This window comes from Atopococcus tabaci DSM 17538 (genome assembly GCF_000429585.1).
Classification (GTDB): Bacteria; Bacillota; Bacilli; order Lactobacillales; family Carnobacteriaceae_A; genus Atopococcus; species Atopococcus tabaci.
Map to the genome: position 1 here is coordinate 18706 of NZ_AUCD01000016.1, position 14475 is coordinate 33180.

A 14475-nucleotide genomic window follows, 5' to 3' on the forward strand; every position below is an offset into this window, starting at 1 on the left:
CCCGGCATTGAATAAGTAATCATTTATTTCTTTTCATCCCGAATAAAACATGAATGAACAAGCAGCCATTTCGATTCTTAAAAATACAATATTGTATTAAAAAGAGCGTTTCTTGTTTAAGAAACGCTCTTTGCCGCCTGCATGCGGTACATTTGTGCATATTGGCCGTTTTGAGAAAGCAATTCGTCGTGGGTGCCTCTTTCCACAATTCTTCCTTGATCGAGCACCAATATTTTGTCTGCATTTTGGATGGTGGACAATCGATGCGCAATAATAAACGTCGTACGTCCCTGCTTCACGACATCCATCGCATGTTGAATCATTTCTTCCGTTTCTGTGTCGATGTTTGACGTTGCTTCATCGAGAATCAATACAGATGGATCAAATGCCAGCGCCCGGGCAAATGAAACCAATTGCCGCTGCCCTGAGGACAACGTGGCTCCTTTGTCAACTACCGGCTCCTCCAACCCTTTCGTGCTGTTTCCAAGGACAGATGACCCGCCGACCGCTTCGAGCGCGCTTGTGACTTGTTCATCGCTGATGTCGCCCTCACCCAATCGAACATTGGATGCGATGGTCCCTTTGAAGAGGTATGGATCCTGCAGCACAATACCAATGTGTTTTCGTAAACTTTTGCGGGAAACACTAGTGGTTGATACGCCATCAACGGTAATTGTCCCTTTTGATGGATCATAGAACCGGAACAACAAGTTCATGATGGAGCTCTTTCCCGACCCGGTATGGCCCACCAATGCGACGGTCTCTCCTTTTTTAGCAGTAAACGAAATGTCTTTCAACACATACTCTTCGTTGTTGTAAGCAAACCAAACATGATCGAACACCACTTCCCCGTCCGAAGACATCAACTCATTGTCCACTTCTTTTTCAACTGGCATTCCCATCATGTCAAATACCCGGCCGGCGGAAGTCAGTGCTTGTTGCAAATAAGCCCACTGGGATACGATTCCTTGGATTGGGTCGAACAACCTGGATGTGTACTCCACGAAAACATACAAAAACCCGACTGTGATCCCCAGTGTTCCCTCTATCGTTCCTATCCCAAAGTACAAGACCAGCAGAAGCAAAGACAAGTTCCGTAAACTTCCGATGAAACTCCAAGAAGCGATCGCATCCAGCATCATAAATTTTTGACTGTAACGGAACCATTCATCGTTTGACTCATCAAACTCATCACTGATTTTTTGTTCCTGCTGGAAGGATTGAATAATCGGCATCCCCTGGATGGCTTCATTCAGTTTGGCGTTGATGTCACTGATCAAACTGCGAATTTTAGAAGTATACACTTTGGCGTATTTTTGGTAGATGATTGCCCAGACAATAAAGAGTGGCACCAGCAGCAACGCCGTCAACCCAAACGGCAGATGAAGCCGGAGCAAAGCCACATAGATTCCGACCAAATAAGCTACATTGGTCAATACCTGCCCGAAAACAATCACATAAAAAATGCGCAGCTGTTCCGTGTCGTTGGTGATACGGGACACCACTTTCCCCGCCGGCATATTGTCAAAATACCGAATCGGCATCTTCTGAACGCGAGCATACAAGTCATTCCGCATGTTCCGTACGATGGTATTGGCGCCCACCGTCAGCAACAGAAAGCTGAAATAACGGGATGCCGCTGTGACAAGAGACAACCCCATGTAAACCGCCAGCAATCGAACCAACAACGATGTATTCAATCCCGCTTCCAAAGCCGGCGTGAGCACACGGTCAATCACTTGCTGAATGTACAGCGGGCGCATCAAGTCCGCTCCTACAGCTGCCAACAAAAGGATCAGTCCGAAGAGAAATGCCCCTTTTTTCTGCTTTGTATACCCCAACATTTTTCCAAGAGTTCTCATACGGTCTCTTCTCCCCTCATCTGCTGGCGTCTGTATTGTGTGAGATACCAGCTTTCTTCATTCTGAAGCAAATCTTCGTTTGTGCCTTCTTCAATGATTTTTCCATCTTCCAAGACCACGATCCAATCTGCGTGACGAATAGCGGAGAGACGATGAGTGGTGATCAAGGTTGTTTTCCCTTTCCGCAATTTCCGAATGTTTTCAATGATTTGTTTTTCTGTCTTGGCGTCCACCGCTGAAAGAGTGTCGTCCAAAATCAATATGTCAGGATTCTTCAGTAAGGCACGAGCAATGGAAATCCGCTGTTTTTGTCCTCCGGATACTGACACGCCTCTTTCTCCTATCAGTGTATCCAGCCCTTTCGGCATCCGCTTCAAGTCTTCTTCAAAGTTGGACATCCGCACCGCTTCCATGATTTCTTCGTCTGTCGCATCCGGTTTTCCAAAAGCGATGTTGTCCCGGATGGAACGGGAGAAGAGAATGTAGTCTTGTGGAACGTAACCAATGGTCTGCCGCAATTCATTCGACTCGATTTCTTGGATGGAATGACCGTCCAACTGGATGCTTCCATCTCCCAATGGATATTGCCGGAGCAACTGCCGGATAAATGTGGTTTTCCCGCTGCCAGTTTTCCCGACGATTCCGATGGTCTGCCCACTTTTAATCTTTAACCGCAATTGGTTTAAGTTTGGATGGTCAGAACTCGGGTAGCGGAAAGACACGTCCGAAAAGTCCACGTCTGGATTTTCGGAGAGTTTCTTCATCCCTTCTTCTTCCATCTCATCCCCGGATTCGAGCACTTCTTTCACACGCGAAAGCGATGCGCTTCCCTGTTCAGTCAGATTGATCAGTTCTCCAATGGATTGGACAGGCCAGACAATCATGCTCAGGTAGACTTGGAAAGCAACTAATTCACCGACCGTCAATTCACCGTTGGCAATCAGTATGGCCCCGTATCCAAACGCGATCACATAGCTGACGCCCAACAAGATGGTGATGATGGGCTGGAAGGTCGAATTGATTTTAGCGACGGCGATATTTTTTTGAAGCACATTCTCAGTTTGAGCCTCAAACTGTTCCTGCTTCTTTTCTTCTTGTACATAGGCGCGGATGACCCGCACTCCTTCCACCGATTCCAACACTTCGTCGTTGATTTCCGCAAAAGCATCCTGCGATTCCCGGTACCGTTTGTTGACTTTATCTCCCAACACTTTCAAAATATACCCCATCAACGGAACAGGGAGCAGCGTAAAGAGCGTCAATTTCCCTGATATCGAAAAAATCATCATCAAAACGATGGCTCCCAAAAATGCCGTGGAATCCAACGTGACCATGACCCCATAACCGGCCATTTCAGATATCGCTTGCAAATCATTGGTTGCGCGAGCCATTAAATCCCCGGTTCTGAACCGCTCATAAAACACGGAACGCATTTTTAGGAAGTGTGCCATCAATTGACGGCGCAGTTTCCGGGTGAGGACGTTTGATCCCCCAAACAATTGATAAGTCCAAAAAGCGCCTACAAAGTAGGAAAGAACAATCACCGCCGCAAATAACAATACCCGTTGAAACAACCATGCACGCGTCAACGTTCCTTGAAAAATCGAATCAATAACCGTCCCTAACAAGTAAGGTGGAACCAATACCAATAAATTGTCCACAATCATTCCCGTCAAGGCGAAACCGTACCTCTTTTTATTTTCAATAAAAAAAGGTTTCAAGTACTTCACTACTGAAAACATGCTTTCTCCCCCACAACTTTCGCCTGAATCTTGCGTTCTTTAGACTTTATTGTAGCCATTTTACCCCGGTTTCACAACATCATTTTATGCAAAAAAAGAAACCGATGGATGCCATGATCATCCATTGGTTTCTGATGCGTTTTCCCGTTTAGTCTAATTTATCATTCTCGTAATGGTGCGTGAGATCCATATTTGCGAAATCTTGCTGGCGGAGAGCTTCGTAAATCAAAATCGCCGCTGTATTGGATAAATTCAAGGAGCGGACATGCTTGTCGTTCATCGGAATACGCAGGCATTCGTCTTCGTGTTCACGCATGAACTCTTCCGGCAGCCCCGTCGTTTCTTTTCCAAACAGAAAATAGTGATCTGTATCGGTATCCGAAAAATCTTCTTCCGTATAGACTCTATTAGCGAATTTACTGATGAGGTGCAGCTTGCCGTTTGCAGCCGTCTCCATGAACGCCTCCAAGTTTTTATGGTAGACAACATTCACGTCATTCCAATAGTCCAAACCGGCCCTTTTTAAGTGTTTGTCGTCTGTTTTAAATCCCAGTGGCTCGATCAAATGTAGGGAGGCATTCGTTCCCGCGCAAGTACGCGCAATATTCCCGGTGTTGGCTGGAATTAACGGTTCAAATAAAACTATGTGATTAGGCATCATCGTTTCTCCTTGCTTCTTAAGTTTCTAATAATAGTTTTGATCGTCTGAATATGTCATTCAGTTTTTCGATTGGATCTCTTCAATCGCTTTTTCAAATTCTGAAATGGTTTCTGCATCTGTTTCTTTCTCCAGCGCTTCTTCTAAAAACTCCACAACCATTTCATCTCTTGCGGTCACAATTTTAGAAATAGCCCACGCAGCCGTTCCACGTATGACCGGACGGACATCTTCTTCCACGCACCGCAACAAATCAGGCAATGCGGTTCGGTCGCGGTAGTTCCCCAAAGCGATGATGGCGTTCCGCTGCAATGGCTTCTTTCCGCGCCAGGAACCAGACATAGGGCCGAACTCATCTTTAAATTCCCGATTGCTGATGGTGAGCAGCGGTTTAAGCTTTGGCTTGACTTTTTCCGGGTCAGGTTCCATTTCCGGGTGACGGTGTTCGTCGATTCCGCGGTTATAAGGACACGCTATTTGGCAAATGTCGCATCCGTAAATGACATGCCCCATTTTACGCCGGAATTGTTCATTCATGTATCCTTTTGTCTGAGTTTGATAAGATAAACAAATTTTGGCATTCATCCGTCCGTCCCCTAGCAGCGCCCCGGTAGGACAGGCTTGAACACACCGCATACAATCTCCGCAGCCGAACGGCACTTGTTCATCAGGTTCGAACTCCAAATTCGTCAATACTTCCCCTAGGTAGACATAGGTCCCAAATTCTTCCGTAATCAATAAGCCGTTGCGGCCAATGAAGCCCAGGCCGGCTCTCTGTGCGACCGCCACATCCACCACTTCCCCTGTATCCACCATAGGTTTGAAGCGCGCCTGAGGTCCTGCTGCTTCCTGGATGTACGCCACAAGCTGGTCCATCTTGTCGCGGAGAATGGTATGGTAGTCCACTCCCCAGGACGCACGGGCAAATTCTCCTCTTCGTTCCCCTCTCACTCTCTCTGGAGGATTTTTCAATTTATTGGGGTAAGCCAAGGCGATGGAGATGAACGATTTGGGTTCTTCGAAAATTCTCTCCGGGTATACACGGTCTTTGATGTCATTGTGTTCGAAGCCGGAATGGTAGCCTTTCTCTCTTTGAACGGTCAGCCGGTCTTCCAGTTCGTAAAAAGGTTCAGCCGTGGCAAATCCGATTTTGTCGATGCCGATTTCTTTGCTCTTTTCAATGATTTGTTCTTTCAACGACAGCATCACACCCACGCTCCTCCCATCGATATGTAAATTGATTTCACTTTATTATACACGATATTGAGGAAATGGTTGAGCAGAGACCATTCAAAAACTGTTTTGTTTTTTATTTTAGACATGAAAAAACGTATTACCTCGGTGTCCAGCACGGCGAGGCAATACGTTAATTAAGCCTTTGACAATTCCTTCCTTTTTATCAGCTTCTGATGGGATGACTGATAAAAACAAACGAACCAAAATAGCTTATGATTCACAATATAACACGGGTAAATAAAGAATGCAAGTCTCTCTCTTGGTATTTTGTCGCTAAACAAACTTTTGTCTTTTAAAACCACTTGTTTTTTTCTTACTCCTGTTTGTTTCCCATTAAAATGACTGCGTCTACAGTGATTTCTTCAAGCCCAGAAGCGAGAACGGCATCTATTTTCTCCTGAGACGCATTCCAAGACAGCGGCGTCATTTCCAACAAATGTTTTGTTTGTTCGCCATTTAAGGCGAACGTATAACGAACCGGTTTAATTTCAGCATCCGGATAGTGTTCTTTGAACTTTTTAAATACCAATTCATTGGAATAGGCGTCTTTTTCTTGATCGCCGTGGTATAAGGCTTGCCGCAATTCATAAAGGTGATATTCTCCAGGAATCACTTTTACTACCTGCCCGCCCGGTTTCAATAATCGGGAGAACTCATCGTAATTGGAAGGAGAAAAAATATTCAACAGTGTATCATACGAGTGAGACGCAAACGGCGACTGTGCCAAGTCCGCCACACACCAAAACGCCGCAGTGAAATGGGCGGCAGCCAGCTGGATGGCCTCTTTTGAAATATCAAATCCAATTTTTGTCCCCTGCAGCCCTTTTCCATGTAAATAGTCCAGATGTGATCCTTCTCCGCATCCGATATCGAGCGTCACGCCTGTATGGTGTTGGATAAAAGGATAGATTTCATCAAGGATTCCATTAAACAGACCGTCTTGCGCGATGGCAAAGCGGGAACGCAGCATCTCTTTTCCATAATCATTTTTTGAAGGCTTCAGCAGAAAGTGAAGCGAGCCTTTCTTAGCGACGTCGAAGGAATGACCTTCTTTGCATACAAAGCTGCCTTCTTGGACGCCTAGAAACGTGTTGCTACATACCGGACACTGAAACAAGTGCCGATTTCTATTCAAAAATTCAATTGCTTGTTGCTTTTTACTCAACGGAACCCTTCCTTTTCACTTGTTCTCTACTTGTGCGCGAAGCTCTCGGATGAGCGGCTTCAGCCATTCTTCCAATGTGGACAATTCAAAGCCTTCGCGGATCAATTTATCAGACACCAAATACTGGTCATGCTTCACGCTGAACGGGGAATCCGGCTCCGGTTGTCCTGAATACACCACTTGAATGGGTTTGCCCACGCCTTCTTCCAGCCATTGGATAAAGGTCTGAACCGGAATGGCGTCTCTGGAACTGATGTTGAAGATGCCTTCTTTTTCATGTTCAATCAGCCAGACAATCGCCTCTGCTGCTTCCGATCCTTTGACGTAGTTCACCAGGACGTCTGAGTATTGGAATCGGATGGTTTCTTCGTTGACGCCTTTCTCGACATAATAAAGCAGACGTTCTGTATAGTCGTCAGTGTCCAACACAATCGGCAGTCGGAAAGAAGTCACCGGGAACGGAGCCTCAGTGTAAAAAACAGTTTCCGCCTGGCGCTTTCCCTCACCGTATGTGACTTGCTTTTCAGGGTCAATCGTATACGTGAACGGATCAAAATCCGATTCTTCGTAACCGTCTTTATCTCCTTGGTATACCGCCATGGAAGAAGTGAAAAATAACTGCTCCATGTTTCCTTGCAATTTTTCGATAATCAACCGAGCGTCTTCTTTTGTATAGCACACATTGTCAAATACAGCATGCCACGAATGGGAAGTCACTTCTCGCCAGCCTTCATGAAAACCATCTCTCGCATCCAAGATGATGTGATCTACCTTATCTCCAAATGCGTGCGGTGTGTTTCCTCTTGTCGCGATGGTCACTTGATACCCTTTTTCAAGCAGCAGATTCACTGTTTTCTTTCCAAAAAACTTCGTGCCGCCCAATACAAGAATATTCTTCTTCATCGTATGGTCTCCTTTCAAACGTCCCTTGCTTTTCTCCACTATACCAAAGTTTCACTCTCCATTGCACGTTGGAATCATATTTCTGGATGATTTTGCCTTCAAATGCTATAAGTGAAGAAGAGCGAAAGGAGGCGAATGCTATGCCCTGGGATATGAATGATTACCCTGCATCCATGAAAAATATGGACTCCCTTGTCCGGAAAAAAGCGATTGACATTGCCAACGCACTTCTAGAAGACGGCTACGACGAAGACCGGGCCATTCCCATCGCCCAATCACAGGCAAAGGAATGGCATCAAGATGCTTCGGATGAGGAAAAAAGAGCCTTTGAAAAAGAAGCCGACCCCACCAAGCATGATGAACACGAGTCCAGCAGCAATGAAGATTTAATCGATAATGACGTAGAAGTGTTCTTTGAAGAGGACGTTTGGAAAGTCCAAACAAAAGGAGCCGAACGTCCGGCACAAACATTTGATAAAAAGACGGACGCGGTCAAACGCGCCAAAGAGATGGCGGCAAACAAAGAGAGCAAAGTAATCATTTATAAAAAAGACGGCAGCAAACAAAAAGAACAAACACCGGATTGATAGGAACAAAAAAACTTCCCAACCAATTTCCAGGTTGGGAAGTTTTTTTGCCGTCTTCTTCTATGGTCTTGGTTCGTGTTCTAAAGGATCGGCTTCACGGTAACGCGCATCTTCTGCCACACCATTCGCCACAGTAGGAGCGACTGACGGAACCGGCGCTTCCGACGTTTCTGGTGCCGGCACATCGGCGTGGAACTGTTGATCAACCGCCAAAGCGTCCGTAGCATCGCCCACCCCTTCATTGGTGCTGTAAACGGTGATGTTATCAGAGGTTTCTCCAGCTTTTGAAGGAGCAACTTTTTCTTTTAGTTGAGTGCCTTGTTGTTTGGCTTTTTCAACATATTCTTCTGCTTTCGCTTTCCATTCTTCTTGTGTTTCTTTTCCAGGTTTCGGAGCCAAGAAAGACGCTGCCGCGTAACCTGCCAATGCGCCAATCAACATCCCAAATCCAAATGTTCCTTTTGACATAATGCCCTCTCCTTTTCGTTGGTTTCTTCCTATATTGTATCGTTTCTTTCCTTGTGATGCATATATTAACACTTACTGCAAGGTGACCCATTCAATACAGACCGCCAAAGCTTCCATTGCTTGCTCCAGTTCCGATGCCGGTACCGATGTTGGAGCCAGACGAATGCTGTTGTCATCCGGATTGTGTCCATATGGGTATGTGGCATTGGCCGGTGTCAATTGGATGCCGATGTCCTCTGCAGCACGGACAATTTTTGATGCGCATCCTTTTTTGGTCGTCAAATGAACGAAATACCCTCCATTAGGCGTGGTCCACTCCACCAGTCCGGATTTTTCTCCTTGGAAATATTCTTTCAGCTTGTGTTCGATCATCTCAAACTTAGGTCTCAAAATGTCAGCATGCTTTTTCATATGCGCTTCGACCCCATCTTTGTCTTTCAAAAACTTCACATGCCGCATTTGATTGATTTTGTCAAAACTGATGAGTTGTTTGCCGAGCATTTTTGTATAATACGAAACATTTTCTTCAGAGGTGCTGATGGCAGCCACTCCCGCTCCCGGGAATGTAATTTTCGATGTGGACGTGAACATCCACGCGCGATTTGGGTTTCCGGCTTCTTTGCATGCCGCCAACAGATTTTTCGCCTGTTCTTTTTCTTCATTCAGATGATGCACCATGTATGCATTGTCCCAAATGACGATAAAATCACGCGACTTCGTTTCCATCGCGGCCAAACGGTCCACTACTTCATCCGAATAAGTGGTTCCGGTCGGATTGCTGTACGTCGGCACACACCAAATGCCTTTGATGGTTTCGTCTTCAGCGACCAATTTTTCAACTTGATCCATGTCCGGACCGTCGTCCTTTAAATCAACGGGAATCATATGGATGCCGAAGTGCTCTGTCATTTGAAAGTGGCGGTCGTATCCCGGGCTGGGACATAAGAACGTCACTTTCCCCTCGTTTCTCCAAGCATCTTCGCCGATGTTCATCTTGCTGTTCAGTAAAATGTACATCAACTGTAAACTGGAGTTTCCTCCTACAACGGTTTCCTCAGGAGTGGTGTCAAAGAGATTGGCGAAAAGTTGTTTGGCTTCCGGAATACCTGTCAATCCCCCGTAATTTCTGTAATCCGTGTTGCCTTCTCCAATCAAGTCTTCAGGCGACAACACATTGAGCAACGGTTCACTCAATTGCAGTTGTTCTCTGGAAGGGACTCCTCTTGTGATGGCCAACTGGAACGGAGACTGTTTCCACTTCTCGTATTTCGTGCGCAATTCATTGATGCGCTTTTCGTCAGGATGTGTACTCATTTTGTTGTTCCTCCTTCACTTCTTTCTATGTATTTTCCCATTATATCTTAGAATACTGAAATTGAATACAGAAAAGGATTTGATGCACACACAGAAAAAACCAGTAAGCCACCGGATACAAGGCGTCTACTGGTTTTTAATGTCTGCTTTCATCGTCTGTGTTTCTTTCGATTCTTTTCGAGCGCAAGAGAAACAGCTTTCGTTCCAAGCCATGCAGGCGCACTGAATGAAAAGAAAAAAATCACGGCCGGCCATTTCAAGAAGATGAAAAACAGCCCAATCAAACTGATCAATAATCCCAGGCTGATAATGGGATGCGCAACCGCCAGCATTATTCCCATCAGAAAGGTCTGCAGCGTGTTTTTTTGGATTTTCTTCAATAAAGGATATCCATATAAAAGACCGACTACAAACACTACAAATAATGTATAAACGGCATACTTCAATACTTGAAAACCAGCTTCCGGAATCGATTGCGAACTTAGAAAAAGGATATCAAGAATAAAAATGATCGCTATCACCAGCATGGGCAAGCCAAATTTGTAGCTGCGTGTAAAATTCTTCTTGAATGTTTGAGCGAATAACCGAAAAACAGATTGCGTCGGGCCTTCCTCTTCCCAACAGTTCAACAACTCAAACGCTGTATCGGTGGCTGGAACCACTGTGAGAACCGGGAGAGAAAACAGCAGCCACGAGACATTCAATACCGCCATCCGTGACACCCATTCCGTTCCATGCACCACGATTTTTGTTGTATCTACTTTTTTCAACCTGTTTCCCTCCTGCTGTTAACCTTTCGTTCCTCCCGTCAAGTCCATGCCTTCGATAAAGTATTTCTGTGCGAAGAAGAACAAAAGAACGGTCGGCAGCAAGACCATTGTTGCTCCTGCCATCAAATAGTTCCATTGTGTTGTGGACTGATTTTGGAAAATCTGGAGTCCAATTTGTAGTGTGTACATTTCTTCTTCATGGATATAGAGCAACGGACCTAAGAAGTCGTTCCACGCGCCGTTGAACGATTGGATACCGATAGTGATTAACGCCGGTTTGGTCAACGGAATCATCAAGCGACTCCAAATGTACAAGTGATTCGCCCCATCCATATGAGCCGCTTCAATCAATTCGTCATTGATTGACATATAAAATTGCCGCATCAAGAAAATGTTGAAGGCACTCCCGAAGAAAGAAGGCACGATCAATGGTAGATACGTTCCCACCCACCCCAATTGGGTGAACAAAATGTATTGGGGAATCATCGTCACAAATCCCGGCACCATCATGGTGGACAAAACCAATCCGAACAACAGATTTTTTCCGGGAAACGAAATTTTAGCGAATCCATATGCGATAAACGAGTTGGATACGACGTTACCCAATACAACGAAGAACGTGATAAACAACGTATTGCGTGCGTATTTGAAAAACGGAAAAGCTTCAATCGTACGTGTATAGTTTTCCCATTGGAATGTTTCCGGGAACAGGGTCGGAGGGAATTGGACAATCTCTTCCATCGGTTTCAACGAAGTGGAAACCATCCAAACAAGCGGTGTCATCAAAACGATGCTGATTAAAATCAAAAGAAAATAAGTGATGAACTTCCCGATTTTCTTTTGACGCTTGCGGCTCTTGAAGTACTTCGTCTTTGCGACCGGTTCTTCAAAAGAACGCGTCTTCTCTTTAGATTGTGTAGATGTATCAATCATGCGTTTTCCCCTCCTCCATAGTGTACCCAGCGAGGAGCCAGTTTCAGATTAATAAAGGTCAGTATTAAAACAATGACGAAAAGTATCATCGACATGGCCATCGCATACCCCATGTCATAGGCTACAAATGCTTTGTTCCACATATGGAAATTGTAGAAAAGCAAGGAGTTGGCCGGTCCAGCCGTACCGCTTTCTGTCATGACGTACGCTTCTTGAAAGATCTGAAACGCTCCAATAGTAGATGTGACGACATCATAAAAGATAATCGGCGTAATCATCGGCAGCGTTATATGGCGGAATTGACCAAAGGGGCTGGCACCGTCAATTTCAGCGGATTCATACAGCTGTTGCGGGACGTTTTGCAACGTTGCCAGATACAGCAGCATCGCGCCACCTACACTCCACAGTTTCATTAAAATCAGTGCTGGCTTGGTCCAATTGGGATCAAACAACCATGCCGGTCCGCTGATTCCAACCCAAGACAATACCGTATTCACCAACCCTGTGGACGGCGACAGCAACTGCATCCATAACACATATACTGCAACCCCAGACAAGATTGCCGGCAGGTAAAAGATCGTCCGGAATACCCGAATGCCCCGGATACGTTGGTTCAATAAGACTGCCAATAAGACGCTTCCTATCGCTGTCAAAGGAACGTTGAATGCAACGTAGTAAGCAGTATTGTACAAAGACGTCCAGAAAAGCTCATCTTGTGTAAACATCCTCTTAAAGTTGGCTAATCCGATAAAGTCCATTTTAGAAGTCAAGTTGTAATTGGTAAAACTTCCGTAGAATGAAAACAACATCGGGCCAAGCATAAATACTGCAAATCCTATGATAAAAGGAGACACAAAAAACAAACCCCACAACGCTTCTTTTTTCTGTTTTTTCGTCCACTTCCTTTTTGTTACTGCCTTTGCAGCCATTTTATCCACCTGCTTTCTAGAAGACAAAAAGTCTCCGCTTCTTCATTCGTACTTGCCAAAAAGAGGGCGACAAGACATCTCTGTCACCCTCTCTTTTATTCAAAGTTCGAGATCACTGATGTTGTTCCACAAGATTTTCCACTGATGCCTGGGCTTCATCCAACGCTTCTTTGGCCGATTTATTGCCTAAGAAGGCTTCGTCAATCTGGCCGTTGATTAATGGATTAAAGTCCGGCGCAGTCAAAGGAACCGGTGTAATAACGGTGTTTTCCAAGTTTTTGTGTGCCATCTGGTACATCTCGCGCCCTTTTTCAGTTAAGTCCGGATGTTCCATTAAGTTCTCATTGGCTTCTTGGTTTGCCATGATATCAAAGCTGTCCATCCCAAACTGCTCTTGAACTTCGGTTGAAGTCAAGTACTTCATCACTTCATAAGAAGCTTCCGGGTTTTCAGCACCTTGAGGGATCTCCAATACAAAACCACCGCCCCAAGACCAGTTTCCGGATCCTTCTTCATATTCAGGAAGCGGAGCGACGCCAAAGTTGAAATCTTCTGGAGCGTTGTCGCGCAGACTTAAGTAATAGTTGATGTTTTGTCCGCGCATTCCCACTAATCCGGAAATGAACGGGTCTGCAATGCCCTGTCCAAACTCTGCTTCGTAACGGTTGATAGTGTCTGAACCATAGTAATCTTGCCACTCCAGCATCCATTCTAAAGCAGCGACCTTGTTCGGCGTGTTGACTTTCACGTTGTCTTCTTCGTCAAACCAACTTGTTCCGCCATCCGCATTTAAAGCCCATACATCTGCACCGATACTCCAACGAGGATAGAAGCCGATACGTTCCCAGTTATCACCATTTTTCACGTCCAACGCGCGGGCAGCTTCTTCCAATTCTGTCCAAGTGGCCGGTGGTGTTTCAGGGTCCAATCCCACTTCTTCAAACATATCCTTGTTATAGAACAACACTTGCGTATCCGTGTTAAACGGCAGTGCGTACGCCTCTCCTTCATGGATCACCGTATCCCATAACTGTGGATAGAAACGGGATTGAATATCTTCTTCCTCTTGATCGAGGTATTGTTGAATGTTTGTCGCCTGCTCCGCATCCGCACGTTGACGGACCGAGTTGATGTCTTGCACAATAATATCAGGCGGATTCCCCGCTGCAATTGCCGCAAGAGATTTTGTCCAAATATCTCCCCATGGCTGGTAAACATACTCCACTTCAATCTCATCTTGGGAGCTGTTATACTCGTCCAGCGCCGCTTCAATAGCATCTCGGCGTGCGCCTTCTCCCCAGAAGGACCACATTTCCAAGTGGATTTTATCTCCGCTTGCCGCGTCACCGCCGGTATCTGTCCCGTCGGCAGCTTCTCCTCCGCCGCAAGCAGCCAAAATTAATGCAGCGCTTCCTGTAATTCCCAACGAAAGCCATGACTTCCATTTTTTTATCTTCATGACCTTACCTCTTTCCTAAGTATTATATGTAAGCATAGAAAGTAAAGCGACTTTGCTTAACAGTTGAGAGTATAAAATATTTTGTGTAAATAGAAAAAAGGAAGTCCCTTCTGTAGAATAAAGTTACCACACCCATTCACAGATAAAGTCCATATAATTGTGTAAAAGATAAAAGGCCATGTAACAGCCCTTTTACGGTACAATGTTTTTAACCACAAAAACATACCCAGGAGGACGTTACATGACCCAAGTACATTTTACACTGAACAACGAAGAGGTTCAAAGTATTATTGAACATTCGGTAAAAGATGAAGTTTCTAAAAATATTTTGACCACTGTTTTCAACCAATTGATGGAAAATCAACGAACAGAATATATTCAAGCCGATGACTATGAACGTTCAGAAAGTCGTCAGAGTCAAAGAAATGGCTATTATGAGCGAGACTTTA

Annotated in this window: 14 protein-coding genes; 2 read left to right on the top strand and 12 right to left on the bottom strand. The window is 45.2% G+C overall.

What is annotated here, in order from left to right:
• Nucleotides 1-116: 116 nt before the first annotated feature.
• The 6 genes from G470_RS0104030 to G470_RS0104055 form a co-directional block, all read right to left on the bottom strand.
• On the bottom strand, nt 117-1862 hold the full coding sequence (locus G470_RS0104030) for an ABC transporter ATP-binding protein (protein WP_028273709.1): 1746 nt from the start codon (nt 1860-1862) through the stop codon (nt 117-119).
• Nucleotides 1859-3604 (bottom strand): ABC transporter ATP-binding protein, encoded by a 1746-nt coding sequence (locus G470_RS0104035; RefSeq protein WP_028273710.1) that lies wholly within the window; start codon nt 3602-3604, stop codon nt 1859-1861. Before G470_RS0104035 ends, G470_RS0104030 begins: the two co-directional genes overlap by 4 nt.
• Before the next feature lie 148 nt (nt 3605-3752).
• A complete protein-coding gene (trmL, locus tag G470_RS0104040) occupies nt 3753-4262 on the bottom strand; it encodes a tRNA (uridine(34)/cytosine(34)/5-carboxymethylaminomethyluridine(34)-2'-O)-methyltransferase TrmL (protein WP_028273711.1) in 510 nt (169 codons plus the stop codon).
• A gap of 60 nt (nt 4263-4322) precedes the next feature.
• Nucleotides 4323-5468: a tRNA epoxyqueuosine(34) reductase QueG gene (gene queG, locus G470_RS0104045; RefSeq protein WP_035445026.1), complete on the bottom strand. Its 1146-nt coding sequence runs from the start codon at nt 5466-5468 to the stop codon at nt 4323-4325.
• A 343-nt stretch (nt 5469-5811) separates the two neighbouring features.
• The gene (locus G470_RS0104050) at nt 5812-6663 is read right to left on the bottom strand and encodes a methyltransferase domain-containing protein (protein WP_028273713.1); all 852 of its coding nucleotides are present in this window, start codon (nt 6661-6663) and stop codon (nt 5812-5814) included.
• Between the two features lie 15 nt (nt 6664-6678).
• Nucleotides 6679-7566, bottom strand: coding sequence for an NAD-dependent epimerase/dehydratase family protein (locus G470_RS0104055; RefSeq protein WP_035445030.1), 888 nt, complete (start codon nt 7564-7566; stop codon nt 6679-6681).
• 140 nt (nt 7567-7706) lie between these two features.
• Between G470_RS0104055 and G470_RS0104060 the strand changes: the two genes are divergently transcribed.
• The gene (locus tag G470_RS0104060) at nt 7707-8153 is read left to right on the top strand and encodes a DUF2188 domain-containing protein (RefSeq protein WP_028273715.1); all 447 of its coding nucleotides are present in this window, start codon (nt 7707-7709) and stop codon (nt 8151-8153) included.
• 60 nt (nt 8154-8213) lie between these two features.
• Here G470_RS0104060 and G470_RS12640 read toward each other — a convergent pair whose 3' ends face one another.
• From G470_RS12640 to G470_RS0104090, 6 genes are all read right to left on the bottom strand, one after another.
• Nucleotides 8214-8621, bottom strand: coding sequence for a YtxH domain-containing protein (locus G470_RS12640; protein WP_035445033.1), 408 nt, complete (start codon nt 8619-8621; stop codon nt 8214-8216).
• A gap of 72 nt (nt 8622-8693) precedes the next feature.
• A complete protein-coding gene (locus tag G470_RS0104070; protein ID WP_028273716.1) occupies nt 8694-9935 on the bottom strand; it encodes an aspartate aminotransferase type Ic in 1242 nt (413 codons plus the stop codon).
• 149 nt (nt 9936-10084) lie between these two features.
• The gene (locus tag G470_RS0104075; RefSeq protein WP_028273717.1) at nt 10085-10705 is read right to left on the bottom strand and encodes a YesL family protein; all 621 of its coding nucleotides are present in this window, start codon (nt 10703-10705) and stop codon (nt 10085-10087) included.
• Nucleotides 10706-10723: 18 nt separating this feature from the next.
• Entirely contained in the window at nt 10724-11488 is a 765-nt protein-coding gene (locus G470_RS0104080; protein ID WP_420806582.1) for a carbohydrate ABC transporter permease, read from the bottom strand.
• Nucleotides 11489-11634: 146 nt separating this feature from the next.
• Nucleotides 11635-12567 carry a carbohydrate ABC transporter permease gene (locus G470_RS0104085; protein WP_035445039.1) on the bottom strand — a complete coding sequence of 311 codons (933 nt, stop codon included), beginning with the start codon at nt 12565-12567 and terminating at the stop codon, nt 11635-11637.
• Nucleotides 12568-12679: 112 nt separating this feature from the next.
• The gene (locus G470_RS0104090; protein WP_035445040.1) at nt 12680-14026 is read right to left on the bottom strand and encodes an ABC transporter substrate-binding protein; all 1347 of its coding nucleotides are present in this window, start codon (nt 14024-14026) and stop codon (nt 12680-12682) included.
• Nucleotides 14027-14267: 241 nt separating this feature from the next.
• Between G470_RS0104090 and G470_RS0104095 the strand changes: the two genes are divergently transcribed.
• On the top strand, nt 14268-14475 hold a 208-nt coding region (locus G470_RS0104095; RefSeq protein WP_028273721.1), incomplete at its 3' end, for a transposase.

Bases quoted from the DNA above. Each gene is read 5' to 3' on its own strand.
- G470_RS0104030 (WP_028273709.1), bottom strand. From the start codon at position 1,862: ATGAGAACTCTTGGAAAAATGTTGGGGTATACAAAGCAGAAAAAAGGG.
- G470_RS0104035 (WP_028273710.1), bottom strand. From the start codon at position 3,604: ATGTTTTCAGTAGTGAAGTACTTGAAACCTTTTTTTATTGAAAATAAA.
- trmL (WP_028273711.1), bottom strand. From the start codon at position 4,262: ATGCCTAATCACATAGTTTTATTTGAACCGTTAATTCCAGCCAACACC.
- queG (WP_035445026.1), bottom strand. From the start codon at position 5,468: ATGCTGTCGTTGAAAGAACAAATCATTGAAAAGAGCAAAGAAATCGGC.
- G470_RS0104055 (WP_035445030.1), bottom strand. From the start codon at position 7,566: ATGAAGAAGAATATTCTTGTATTGGGCGGCACGAAGTTTTTTGGAAAG.
- G470_RS0104060 (WP_028273715.1), top strand. From the start codon at position 7,707: ATGCCCTGGGATATGAATGATTACCCTGCATCCATGAAAAATATGGAC.
- G470_RS12640 (WP_035445033.1), bottom strand. From the start codon at position 8,621: ATGTCAAAAGGAACATTTGGATTTGGGATGTTGATTGGCGCATTGGCA.
- G470_RS0104070 (WP_028273716.1), bottom strand. From the start codon at position 9,935: ATGAGTACACATCCTGACGAAAAGCGCATCAATGAATTGCGCACGAAA.
- G470_RS0104080 (WP_420806582.1), bottom strand. From the start codon at position 11,488: ATGACACCGCTTGTTTGGATGGTTTCCACTTCGTTGAAACCGATGGAA.
- G470_RS0104085 (WP_035445039.1), bottom strand. From the start codon at position 12,567: ATGGCTGCAAAGGCAGTAACAAAAAGGAAGTGGACGAAAAAACAGAAA.
- G470_RS0104090 (WP_035445040.1), bottom strand. From the start codon at position 14,026: ATGAAGATAAAAAAATGGAAGTCATGGCTTTCGTTGGGAATTACAGGA.